Below are 13489 nucleotides of genomic sequence, written 5' to 3'. Positions count from 1 at the left end.
AATTTTAAAATTATAGATTTATGAGCAATATAAAAAATCAATTATATGTTGGTGCATTGGCACTTTCATTACTTGCTGGTTCTACTGCATGTACTGATGACTTTTTGAAAGAAAATTCTAATCATATGGTTACTGACGGTCTGTTGGAAACTCCTGATGGAGCTTTGGCTATGGCTGCTGGTCTGTATGGAAATATTCGTTGGCATTTTGGTTACGAATGGGCATATGGTATCACTTTGTATGGAGCAGATGAATTTACGAATGGTGCGGATTTGACCAGTGAACCATGGAATACGTACGATACTCGTTTGAACCCAATGGATTGTACCGTTGCAACAGGTGCTGCTAACAATAACTGCCCTGGTGTGTCTGCTTTGTGGAATGAAATGTATTACGGTATTTCGACAGCTAACCTGGTGATTGATAAAGCTGTAAAGGTTGCAGATGAAGATAGCCGTAATAAGGCATTAGGTGAAGCTTATTTTTTGCGAGGCTATAACTACTATCGTTTATTTGCTCAGTACGGAGGTGTTGTTCTTCAAACTAAACCGTTGGATGGAGTCGTTCGTAGTTTTGAACGTGCATCAGCAGAAGAAACTCTGAATCAGGTAATTGCGGATCTTGAACAAGCTTATGAAATGTTGCCGACTGATAAATGGCGGGGTAATGGTACTTGGACGCGTTACACTGCTGCCCATTTCTTGGCAAAGGCTCTTTTGTATCGTCAAAGCGAACGTTGTAATGATTGGAATTCCAAATATCCAGCTAAGACAGATTTGGATCGTGTAATCGCATTATGTGATGAAGTTATTAAAGCCTGTCCTTTGGCTAATGATTATAATCAGCTTTATGCTGAATGGACCGGTGTAGATTGTGCAAATGAAGGTTTGAGTGAGATTCTGATGACTGCTGAACATAATGATGATAGTTCTACTCAAGGACGTTTTGGTAACCGTACCTATAATTATTTCAATCCTCAGTTTTCTAATTTTTCTGGTGGTTGGGTACAAAGAGGACAATACATCGGTGGTATGGACTTCCAGCGTTGTCGTCCGACAGAGTATACTTATTCAATCTTTGATAATGTGAATGATGCTCGTATGTGGAAGACTTTTAAAACAGTTTTTGGCCTGAATAATATTGCGAAAGATGCAAAAACTGTTATGGAAGAAAATGGTATTACAGCTGATCAAGTACCTACATTAGGTGATCAGGGCATCATCTTTATTTTGAATAAGAAAAATGATACTCGCTTTGATGGTGAACCTTTTGGTACATTTGGACGTGGGGGCAAGGCTCATTCTTTTGTCAACCCTGAAACTGGTAAATGGGTGCCCAATGCATTTCCTGTATTTTTAAATGGACAGTATGTATTGAATACTTATGGTGTTAGTGGCGATCCTTCTCAATCGAATGTGTTCTGTGGTATTAATAAGACAGAGGATGGTACCCGTACTGCAGAGAAGGGTGATGCACATCGTGATGTAATTATGGCCCGTACAGGTGAAACTTATCTGGTGAAAGCAGAAGCCCAGGTAAGATTAGAGGATTACCAAGGTGCTATCGCAACAGTAAATCAACTTCGTGCTAGAGCACAGTGGAAAGATGGTGAAGATCGCGAGTATTATACAGATGGTTCAATGGCATTCTCAGAAAATACAACAGCTTCTGCAACATTAGGAAAATGTAAGGATGCTGAGGGTAATAAATTGACGAATGCGCAAGCTTATGAAGTTTCTTTCATTCAGAAGAATACGTATTATTTGTCTACTGGCATTGAACGTACAACTGCGGCTTCTAATTTGCAGATTACTGATTATAGAAATCTTCCGGAGGAGGATGAGGCTGTTTTAGCGACTTTGGGTTGTACAAGTGATAAAGATCGTATGATTAACTTCTTGTTAAATGAACGTACTCGCGAATTGTTAGGTGAATGGAACCGTTGGGATGAATTGAGCCGTACAGGAACTTTGATTAAGCGTGCAAAAGCATTTAATCCTGAAGCACAAGCGATAACGGAGAATAAACATGAATTGCGTCCTATACCTCAGACATTCTTGGATGGTTTACAGCATGAAGATGGTTCAAGTTATTCTGATGCTGAAAAAGCTGCTATGCAGAACCCGGGATATTAATGTGATTATTCATAATTATTAGTAGGAATAAAGGCCTTCATTGTCCCTTAGTGGCATGAAGGCCTTTTGTGTGTTGTGGTGAAACATATCTTTCACCGCAACTCTCTTGTTACCAGCTTACTATTGAGCTGTGAAGGCGTGAAGCCATTTTTGTAAAGACCAAAATTCCTACTTGGATGTTACTATGCCTTTCGTTGGATGTTTCACGGAATATTTGCAGAGTCCCTCTTTAGCTTTCTAAAGTGGCACATTACGTTGCTAAAGTTGATGTTTACAGTTCTCATATACTATTAATATTTTTGCTAAAGTTCTGTATTGGCAATTAGTATGGTTATTAGAATCGTATTGCCGTTAAAATAAATCTTATGCTTTTTTACACTTGGGGTTCCTAGAATGGATTCCGTCTCATAGCACCAGATCATCAGAGTAAGACAAATGAGAAAGATTCGTAAGAATACAAAATGTAAGTGGGGGTAGGACTATTTTATTATAGATATATTCTTATTCTTGAGTATTATCTGGGAATAGGATCTTTTTTAACAAAGTTGGTATGTACTCTGCTTAATATTATCAGTTGATGATATGCATATTCTGTTTAACGATGGCCCTTTTTACGTTTTATGCTTTTAGTATTATTAAAATGATTTTAGACCTGCTCCTTTTGATTTTATGCCCTTTTAGAGGCCTTTGAGGTAGATGGAAATACATGCTTGTGTACAAAAAGACATTCCTGCTATAGCTTTTAATACTTAATTTTGCGCCACTTCTAATATAAGGAAGTATGTGTTTCTTTTAAATGATATTAATTATTTAGAGATTGAGTGTGTAATTTCACTTTTGTTTAACTTAAAGATTGAAGTATGAGAGACAGAAAGAAAAAAACGCTGTTGGGCTGCCGCATGCAATATCGGTGGCTATTTCTTTTTGGTTTGCTTGCTGGTACGATGGCTCCTCCTATGGGGGTCCAGTCGTTGTCTGCTGCTACAAATGTAGTACAGCAAAATGTATCTGTTGTTGGTAAAGTTGTAGATAGTAATGGTGAGCCGATAATTGGTGCGAATGTCATTGTTGAAGGGCAATCTACAAATGGTACAATTACTGATATAGATGGTGTATTCAAGTTGAATGTGCCTAAAGGTGCAAAATTGATCGTTTCATTTATTGGATATACAACAGAAACTGTTGTGGCCAAACCTAGCATGGAAGTTGTTTTGAAAGATGATTCACAGATATTGGGTGAAGTGGAGGTCGTAGCTTATGGTGTGCAGAAGAAAGTGTCTGTGACGGGTTCTATTGCAAGTGTTAAAGGCGAAGAATTGGTAAAAACACCTACAGGATCAATCTCGAATATGTTGTCTGGTCAAATGGCTGGTTTGACAACGGTGCAGTATTCTGGTGAACCGGGTAGCGATGCTGCTCAGATATTTGTGCGTGGCCAGGCTACTTGGAATCAGTCTTCTCCTTTGATTCAGGTAGATGGTGTAGAACGTGATTTTAATGACATCGACCCGAACGAAATTGAAAGTATTTCTATTTTGAAGGACGCATCGGCTACAGCTGTATTTGGTGTACGTGGTGCTAATGGCGTTGTGTTGATTACGACTAAGCGTGGTAAGGAAGGTAAAGCTAAGATTTCTGTTTCTTCATCGGCTAGTATCATTGCACCGACGAAACCAATTGAGATGGTTAATTCATACCAATATGCCACTTTCTATAACATGATTAATGAATTGGATGGTACGGAGCCTGTGTTTGATGAAGCAATCATTCAGAAATTTAAGGACGGTTCTGATCCTATTCGTTTTCCGAGTGTCAATTGGATTGATTACTGTTTGAAAGATATGACTGTGCAAACTCAGCATAACGTGAATATCTCCGGTGGTACGGATCGCATTCGCTATTTTATTTCAGCAGGTGCGTATACCCAAGGTGGTTTATTCAAGGAATTTGATTTGCCTTACAATTTGTCTTATCAGTATAATCGTTTTAACTATCGTTCGAATTTGGATATTGACGTTACTAAGACAACAACGTTGACGATGAATATTGCTGGTAACGTGAATAATGCTTCTAAACCGTACACAGGTCAAGGAAGTGCCGGTATGTTGATTAATATGTATTATTCGACTCCTTTCTCTAGTCCTGGATTTGTGGATGGAAAGCTGGTCAATGCTGCTAATGATTACTCAGATTTACGTTTACCTTTTGTAGGTGGAAACGGTATCGGTTATTATGGCGGTGGTTTTATGCAGACTAGTAATAATACACTGACTTCTGACTTACAGTTAAAACAAAAATTGGATTTTGTAACCAAAGGTTTGTCTTTTCATTTAAAGGGATCTTATAACAGTGGATTTACAGCTTATACGCAGGCTAAGGCCAGCATTGCGACTTATACCCCGGTGTTACAGGATGACGGTACTATTGCATACAAGAAATATGGTCAAAATAGCCAATTGAGTTATGAAGATCGCGATCCGGCTAAATCCCGTAATTGGTATATGGAAGCAGCTTTCAATTATGCTCGTAATTTTGGCGATCATCATGTGACCGCCTTGTTGCTGTATAACCAGTCAAAAACATATTATCCTTCTGCATATTCAGATATTCCCCGAGGCCTGGTAGGCTTGGTTGGTCGTGCAACTTATGATTGGAAGAATCGTTATTTGGCAGAATTTAATATCGGTTATAATGGTTCGGAAAACTATGCTCCTGGTAAACGTTTTGGTACTTTCCCGGCTGGTTCTATTGGTTGGGTAGTTAGTGAGGAAAAATTCTGGCAGCCTATTAAACCGGTAATTAGTTTCTTGAAATTCCGCTATACGCTGGGTCTTGTCGGAAATGATAGTTTTGACGGAAATACACAACGATTCTTGTATCTGTCAGATCCTTATGCTGTTAATAATACAACATTGATTAATCGTGATGGACATGGTTTCTTGTTTGGTATAAATAATTCCACGCCTAGCCCTGCAGCATACGAAAGTTCAAAGAACAATCAAGATGTGACTTGGGAAAAGGCTCTGAAGATGAATTTTGGTGTGGATGCAAATTTCTTTAATGACCGCTTGCGCACTACATTCGATTATTATCATGAAGATCGAACAGACATCATGTTGAGCGATGGAACTGCACCTTCTGTATTAGGTTTTGCACTTCCAGTTGCCAATCTTGGCTCTATGCGTAGTTGGGGATGGGAAATTTCTTTGAAATGGAACGACCAGGTTGGAAGCGATTTCAGATACAATGTAGGATTGAATCTGATGTATAATCAGAACCGAGTAAAGGAACGTAAAGAGGCTCCCATGAATGAAGAATATATGTATCAGAAAGGGAGAAGACTCGGGGCGAGAAGTCAGTATAAGTTCTTTGAATATTACAATTCGGAAACGACTCCTGAACATTATAAGGAGGTATACGGAGTGGATATGCCTGAACAGTTGATTACAGACCTGAAAGATGGTGATTGCGTATACGTGGACTTGAATGGTGATGGAAAGATTGATTCGAATGATATGTCACGTGATTTTGGTTTTACTGATGATCCTGAGTATATGGCTGGCTTGAACTTAGGCTTCAGCTGGAAAGGTTGGGATGTTTCTATGCAGTGGACTGGCGCATGGAATGTTAGCCGCAATATTTCAAACGTATTCCGTAAGCCTTTTACAGATCGAAACGATGCTGATCAAGGTGGTCTTTTGGTTTATATGTTGGATAATACTTGGACTCCTGATAATCCAGATCCGAACGCAGCTTATCCTCGTCCTACATTCTTGCGTGATGCAAACAATTATGCAGAGTCTACATTGTGGGAGAAAGATTCGAAATATCTTCGTTTGAAAAATCTGCAAATCGCTTATAATTTTGATTTGCCGTTTATGAAGAAACTGAAATTGAATACATTCCAGTTAGCTTTAAGTGGTTATAACTTGTTGACTTTCACTCCGTATATTTGGGGTGATCCTGAGTCTAGAGCAAGTAACTCTCCTTCTTATCCGTTGACTAAAACGTATTCGTTAAGTCTGAAATTAGGTTTTTAATATTACATGTATAGAAAGATGAAAAAATATAATAATTGGACGTTAAGGCTTGTTTCAGGTTTATTTGTTACTTCCATGGCTATTACATCTTGTGTGGATGAAATTAAATTCGGAAGTGCATTTCTAGAAAAAGCTCCTGGCGGATCGGTTACTAAAGATACCGTTTTTAATAATGCTGAATATACTCGTCAGTTTTTAACAAATCTGTATGGAATGCAATATTATGGTTTGCCTTATAAGAATGTAGCAAATCAGGAAAGTTCAAATAACTATGTCGGCAAACCTGAAGCTTTGACAGATTTGTATGTGTTTACTTATCCTTCGGCAGGTATATCAGGACCTTATTTTTCTGGAACACATTCTGCAAACTACGGTAAGCGTTCTGATAAGTTTGACTACCTCAGAAATAATATTTGGGAGGCTGTTCGTGGTGTTTGGATGTTGATCGAAAACATTGATGCTGTACCTGGATTAAGCGAGGAAGAAAAGCAGTCGATGGTTGCGCAAGCAAAATGTATCTTAGCTTCTCGATATTTTGATGTTTTCCGTCACTATGGTGGTGTGCCTTTGATTAAGGCGACTTTTACAGGAACGGACGCTACGTATTCAATGCCACGTAATAGTGTGGAAGAGAATGTTGATTTCATGGTACAGTTGCTGGATGAAGCCGCAGCTGTTTTGCCATGGACGGTGGAAACACCTGCTGCCGATGCAGGTCGTTGGAATCGTGCAGCAGCTCTTGCTTATAAATGTCGAATTTTGCAATTTGCAGCATCTCCATTGTTTAATGATGTAGAACCTTACTATCCAGGTGCTACGGATAATCCAGCCATCTGGTATGGGGGATATAAGGCTGAACTGTGGGATCGTTGTTTGAAAGCTTGTGAGGAGTTTTTTAATGAGTTAGCTTCTAAGGGTGGATATCATTTACAACAGGCCAATGGTACACGTCCAGAAGATTATCGTTTGGCTTATCGTTCTGGTTATGCCAATTTGGATAGTCCGGAAGTGTTGCTGAGTACACGTGTGATTGACTATGATGCCTTTAAATCCAGTCATTATAACTGGCATCAGTGGGGTGATCCTTTGATGAGTATTCACAGAGGTTATAGTCCTACGCAAGAGTATGTTGAGATGTTTCCTTGGAAAGATGGAACTCCTTTTGATTGGGAGAAAACGAAAGCTGAAGGCCGGTTAGATGAAATGTTTCAAACAGGTAATGTGGTAGATGATAATATTGTACTTACCCGTGACCCACGCTTGTATGAAGAAGCGGTTGTGAATGGCCAACGCATTTCTATGGATTGGACAACTGGTAATATGGCTGGACGTAGTTTTGAATCATGGCTTGGTGGAAAAGATGCTAGTACTAATCCTACAACGCAGACTGCTTCATTTGCAACAGGATATGCTCCAATGAAATTCTTGATGGGCGATGATATGCTTCGTCGTTATGTGCATTGGCCTTGCATTCGTCTGTCGGAATTGCATTTGATTTATGCAGAGGCTCTTTGCCAAAGTCAACAGGGGGATATGCAGAAAGCTGTTGATCAGATTGATATTGTGCGTGCGCGTGTAGGTATGAAAGGATTGGTTGAGTGTAACCCGGATAAGAATCTGTTGTCAGATAAGAATGCACTGTTGGAAGAAATCCTGCGTGAACGTGCTTGTGAATTAGGTATGGAAGATGCTCGTTTCTTTGACTTGATTCGTTATAAACGTGCAGATATATTCTCGAAACAGCTTCATGGACTTTTGATTTACCGTTTGGACGAAAATGGAGAGCGTCGAGATGAACCTTGGTATGGTAACGATGATAAGACGATGCCTTATCCCAGCAAATTTGAATATGAGAAGTATGAGCTGAACAATCCTGTTCGTTATTGGTGGACTAACGGATTTGATCCTAAATGGTACTTGTCACCATTCCCGGCAACAGAAGTAAATAAGGGCTATGGATTGGTACAGAATCCGGGATGGTAAAGAACAGATTAACAACTTTTTTGATCGAACTTATTATGAAGAAAAATAAATTGATAATTTCTGCTTTTTGTGTTGCGATGGCCATGCAATCCAACGCGCAGGAATATGTGGATAGTGTAGCTGCTGACAAACCTGTCAAGTATTCTAAAATGGTGCAGATTGGTTATCAGAAGGCTCAAACGCTGGAAGAAACAACGGCGTCGACTTCTATCATATATAATGAGGAGTTTAATAAGCGCAGTGCTAAGAATATTGGTAATTCTCTTTTTGGATATGGAACGGGTCTGACTGTTTTGCAGAATTCAGGTACTTATGCCGACTATAATCCAACTTTGCTCGTGAGAGGATTGAAAACACTGTCAGGAACAAAAACTCTGATATTGGTAGATGGTATTGAACGTGATATTAATGACATTACGCCTGAAGAAGTTGAATCAGTTAGCATCTTAAAGGATGCTGCTGCTGTAGCTCTTTATGGTTATAAAGGCATTGACGGTGTAATTAATATAACGACGAAGCGTGGTAAATACGATTCTCGAGAGATTAAGTTTGTATATGAACATGGGATGGGTTGGCAGGTTCGTAAGCCTAAGTTTGTAGATAGCTATACTTATGCGAATGCAATGAATGAGGCTTTAACGAATGACGGATTGGCAGTTCGTTATTCACCAGATGAATTGAACGCCTTCAAGACGGGAAATTATCCATTTTTGTATCCTAATGTAGATTGGATGGGAGAAACGTTCCGTAATATGGATGCCACAAACATTTATAATATCAGTTTTCGTGGTGGAGCTAAAAAATTCCGTTATTACGCTATGGCTAACTTGACAACGAATAAAGGTTTTATAGCCAATCCATATATGAATGATGGATATTCTACTCAGGATCAGTATTCTAGAGCCAATCTACGTACAAATTTGGATATTGACTTAAGTGATAATACTAAGTTGAAGCTTAATGTTTTGGGCGTACTGTCTGAGACAAGGGCACCCGGTGCTGATGGTGAAGCAGGAGCGGACTTGTGGGATATGATTTACACATTGCCTTCTGCTGCATATCCAGCTCGATTGGAAAATGGAACTTGGGGTGGTAGCGCTATTTGGGCTGGTACAAAGAATCCTGTAGCTGTGTCCCAAGCTGCGGCTTATACTAAATTCCATGAAAGAACTTTGTTTGCAGATATGACCTTGGAACAGGATCTTTCTGCTATTACTCCTGGATTAGGTGCTAGTGCATTACTTTCTTATGACAACTATGCTCAGTACTGGGAAGATCATTCAAAGACGTTTGTATATGGAAGTAATTCTGTTACTGCATGGGAAAATGGTGTTCCTTCAGCGACTTCTTATTATACAGATGGTAAGGAAAGTGCAATGGGCTCTACTGCTAAATGTATAGCTTTTACCCGTGTGTTCAATTTTGCTGCGACTTTGTTTTATGACAAGCAGATTAATGCAGATAATAAGATTTATAGTCAGTTGAAATGGGATTATGAATATCGTAATACGAAAGGTATTGACCAGACTTGGTATAGAGGAAATGCTTCTTTTTATACTCATTATGGCTATAAGGACAGATATTTTGCTGATCTGACATTGGTTGCTTCAGCATCCAATATGCTGGCCCCTGGACATAAGTGGGGATTTTCTCCTACCTTGGGATTGGCTTGGGTGATGTCTAAAGAGAATTTTATTAAGAATATTTCATGGATTGATTTCATGAAGCTGAGAGCATCAATGGGTATTATTAATACAGACCGTATTCCTGCTTCTAATTATTGGGAACAAACTTATGGTAGTGGTAATGGTTATGCATTTGATACGAACTATTCAGTGGGAACTAGTTCTTGGACTCTTGGACGTTTGGCATCTATTAATTCGACTCATGAAAAAGGCTATAAATACAATTTGGGTTGGGATGTAAGCCTGCTCAAAGGATTAGATATTAATATTGATGCTTATTATGAAAGACGTTCGGACATTTGGGTGTCTTCAAGTGGACATTATTCAAGTGTATTAGGTTTTACAGCTCCTTATGAAAACGGTGGTATTGTAGATAGTTGGGGTACAGAATTGGGTATAAAGTACAACAAGCAATTTGGTGAAGTTCTTATTAATTTAGGAGGTAATTTTGCCTTAGCTAAGAATAAGATTGTTGAGCAGATGGAAGAACCTAAGATGTATGATAACTTGGTGACTACGGGCGATCCCTTGAATCAAACTTATGGTTTGGTTGTAGAGGGATTCTTTAAAGACCAAGCTGATATTGATGCAAGTCCTCAGCAGTCTTTTGGAACGGTTAGACCTGGTGATATCAAATATAAAGATATCAATAATGATAATGTGATTGATGAAAATGATAAAGTTGCTATTGGCTACAGTACTTCGGCTCCTGAACTTTATTATTCTTTTAATTTAGGTGCAGAATGGAGAGGTCTTGGTTTGGAAGCTATGTTCCAGGGTACAGGCAGATATTCCGCTGTGTTGAATACAAAGAGTTTGTATTGGCCATTGGTTAACAACACCACAATTTCTCAGGAATATTATGATAATCGTTGGACTGAAAGTAATCAGAATGCTAAATATCCTCGTTTGAGCTCTCAGAGCAATGAGAATAATTATCAGACAAATACACTGTGGTTGGCAGATCGTTCATTCTTGAAACTGCGCTCTGTTGAATTGTACTATAAATTCCCGGAAAATTTAGTGAAGAAGAGCAAAATCTTAGGTAACGCAAAGATTTATGTAAGAGGAATCGATCTTTTGTGTTTTGATAAGATTAAGATTTCAGATCCAGAATCTTATGGAGCAACAAATCCTTTGACTCGTAGTTTGGTTGCAGGTTTGACCATTGGATTTTAATGATTAATTTTTTAATTTGATTAGATAATTATGAAACTTAAGAATATTTTGAGTGGAGTGGCCTGTACGCTTGTTTTGTCCTCTTGTAATTGGGATTATCATGAATATTCCAATTATGGGAAAGATTATGTGCAGGAAACATATGATAATGTAATAGGTATGGTCACCAATATTTATGCGATGTTGGATTATGATTTTGGCCAAACTTATTCTGGGGGAATGTTGGCTTCTGCTTGTGATGAGGCTGAATATGCTTATCCATCCAATGATATTTGTGATTTTACAAACGGTTCTTGGAGTCCCTCCAATCCGATGTCCTCAATTTGGACTTCAAGTTATAAAGGAATTCAAGCTTGTAATCAATATTTGGCAGAGTTTCAGGGTTTGACTTTTGATGAGTTGAAGTTAAATGATGATTATCGTGCCCAAATGTTCCGTTATCATAACAGTTTTAAGGAAGCTCGTTTCTTAAGAGCTTACTTCTATTTTAATTTGGCTCGTGCTTATGGAGATGTTCCTTATTTTACTGAAATGGTTTCTACAGATCAGGTCAATTCGTTGACTCGTACACCGGTTCAGGAAGTCTTTGACGCCATTATTGAGGAATGCGATCAATTATATGAAGAATTGCCTGCTGATTATACTCAATTGGGACTTGATGGAATAAGCCCTGCAGAGAGTGGTCGTGTTACTCGATATGCAGCTTTGGCATTGAAAGCTCGTGCGGCGTTGTATGCAGCCAGTCCATTATTTAATACAGATAATAATCAGGAGCTTTGGAAAAGAGCTGCAGAGGCGAACAAAGCAGTCATTGATACTTGTACTAAGTATGGTTTCAAATTAGGTAAATATACAGAGTTGTGGGGAGCTGATAACTGGACTAACAAGGAAATGATTTTTGTACGTCGTTATTTTGTGAACGGTGGAGATAATGTCCTTGAAGGTTATAATTTCCCCATGGGTGTTCCTGGTGGAAAATCAGGTAACTGTCCGACGCAAAATTTGGTGGATGCTTATGAAATGAAAGCTACGGGTAAATTGTGGAATGAAGAAGGCAGTGGCTATGATCCAGCCAATCCTTATGAAGGACGTGATCCGCGTTTCGCAATGACTATTGTGAAGAATGGCGATACCAAATGGCCTTCAAAGAATTCAGATCCGATTGAAACTTTTTATGGTGGTTTGAATGCAGAGCCTCTTTCTGGCGCTACTCCTACAGGTTATTATCTAAAGAAATACTTGGATTCTGCTATTGATTTGAGTGCAAACAGTACAACGAAAAAAGCTCGTCATTCATGGATTACTTATCGTTTAGGTGAATTCTATTTGAACTATGCTGAGGCCGTATTTAAATATACAGGTTCTGCTGATAATCCTTCTGAGTTCAATATGACGGCGCGTGAGGCTGTAAATGTGGTTCGTGACAGAGCTGATGTGAAAATGCCTTTGTTGGCTGCAGGTTTGACACCTGATGCTTTTTGGGCTAAATATCAGAATGAGCGTATGGTTGAATTGGCATTTGAGGGCCATCGTTTTTATGATTTGAGACGGTGGAAGGATGGTGATAAACTTAAGAGTATCACAGAAATGAAGTTGACTAAGAATGCAGATGGTACTATTACATACGAGCGTAACGTGGTAAATCGTACGTGGAATGAAAAGATGTATTTATTCCCGATTCCTCAATCTGAGCGTTTGAAAAATCCGAATTTGGATCAGAATGCCGGATGGTAATTCGTAATGAGGAGAGGATATCCCGATAGAAGATCGGCTGTTTTTATAGCATGAGGTATTTCATTCATGTTTTAAGATCTGCGATCTTTTTAAGAGGGGGTATTCCCTCCTCATTTCACTTTTAATTATGATAAACTTACTATGAAACTATTCTATTTTATATTCTTATTTTTTTATGCATGTTGTTTACATGCAAAAACCTGCTTCGTAGCTACAAATGGCTGTGATTTGAATAAAGGTACGATAGATTCTCCTTTTGCTACATTGAATAAAGCTTATTCTATGGAGGGCGTTGATACCATATATTTTCGTGCTGGTGTCTATGTTATTACGGAAGAGCAAATTATGGAAAAGACCAATTTATATGCTCGAGTCTTTAAGATGTCAAGAACAGATTGCAGTGTGTCAAAACGGCTTTATATCGGAGGATATCAGTTGGAACGACCTGTTTTTGATTTGTCACAGGTTCGTCCTCAGGGGTTGAGAGTTTGTGTGTTTTATGTCGATGGCTCCTGTCATCATTTTAATAACTTTGAAGTAGTAGGAACGCAAGTAACTTTGCGCGGGCATACTCAATCCGAATGTTTCAGGAATGAGGGAGGCAATTATAATATTTATGAAAATATGAAGGTGTGTCAAAAAGCACACCTTCTTTGTTTAGCACAAAGCCCCGACTTTCACAAGCTGGGGCTTTGTTATTACCTAAAGATTTTGTATCTTTAAGCCTAAAGAT

5 protein-coding genes and 1 pseudogene are annotated in these 13489 nt (G+C 38.8%); all 6 read left to right on the top strand.

The window, feature by feature from the left end:
* Positions 1-20 precede the first annotated feature (20 nt).
* The gene (locus HF894_RS11220; RefSeq protein ID WP_021848335.1) at positions 21-2135 is read left to right on the top strand and encodes a RagB/SusD family nutrient uptake outer membrane protein; all 2115 of its coding nucleotides are present in this window, start codon (positions 21-23) and stop codon (positions 2133-2135) included.
* Between the two features lie 860 nt (positions 2136-2995).
* Entirely contained in the window at positions 2996-6175 is a 3180-nt protein-coding gene (locus HF894_RS11215; protein ID WP_204972429.1) for a SusC/RagA family TonB-linked outer membrane protein, read from the top strand.
* Between the two features lie 18 nt (positions 6176-6193).
* Positions 6194-8158, top strand: a complete 1965-nt coding sequence (locus tag HF894_RS11210; RefSeq protein WP_204972420.1) for a RagB/SusD family nutrient uptake outer membrane protein — start codon at positions 6194-6196, stop codon at positions 8156-8158.
* A 35-nt stretch (positions 8159-8193) separates the two neighbouring features.
* The gene (locus tag HF894_RS11205) at positions 8194-11022 is read left to right on the top strand and encodes a SusC/RagA family TonB-linked outer membrane protein (protein WP_204972418.1); all 2829 of its coding nucleotides are present in this window, start codon (positions 8194-8196) and stop codon (positions 11020-11022) included.
* 30 nt (positions 11023-11052) lie between these two features.
* On the top strand, positions 11053-12756 hold the full coding sequence (locus HF894_RS11200) for a RagB/SusD family nutrient uptake outer membrane protein (protein WP_021848331.1): 1704 nt from the start codon (positions 11053-11055) through the stop codon (positions 12754-12756).
* A 141-nt stretch (positions 12757-12897) separates the two neighbouring features.
* Positions 12898-13329 (top strand): annotated as a pseudogene (locus tag HF894_RS11195) (right-handed parallel beta-helix repeat-containing protein); the annotation flags it as partial.
* Positions 13330-13489 lie beyond the last annotated feature (160 nt).

The organism is Caecibacteroides pullorum (assembly GCF_019239235.1).
Taxonomy (GTDB): domain Bacteria; phylum Bacteroidota; class Bacteroidia; order Bacteroidales; family Bacteroidaceae; genus Bacteroides; species Bacteroides pullorum.
The sequence above is the reverse complement of the archived record's forward strand: the minus strand, read 5'-3'. Positions and strand labels throughout refer to the sequence as shown.

Excerpts from the sequence above, each read along its gene's own strand:
- HF894_RS11200 (WP_021848331.1), top strand. The coding sequence starts at position 11,053 with ATGAAACTTAAGAATATTTTGAGTGGAGTGGCCTGTACGCTTGTTTTG.
- HF894_RS11220 (WP_021848335.1), top strand. The coding sequence starts at position 21 with ATGAGCAATATAAAAAATCAATTATATGTTGGTGCATTGGCACTTTCA.
- HF894_RS11205 (WP_204972418.1), top strand. The coding sequence starts at position 8,194 with ATGAAGAAAAATAAATTGATAATTTCTGCTTTTTGTGTTGCGATGGCC.
- HF894_RS11210 (WP_204972420.1), top strand. The coding sequence starts at position 6,194 with ATGAAAAAATATAATAATTGGACGTTAAGGCTTGTTTCAGGTTTATTT.
- HF894_RS11215 (WP_204972429.1), top strand. The coding sequence starts at position 2,996 with ATGAGAGACAGAAAGAAAAAAACGCTGTTGGGCTGCCGCATGCAATAT.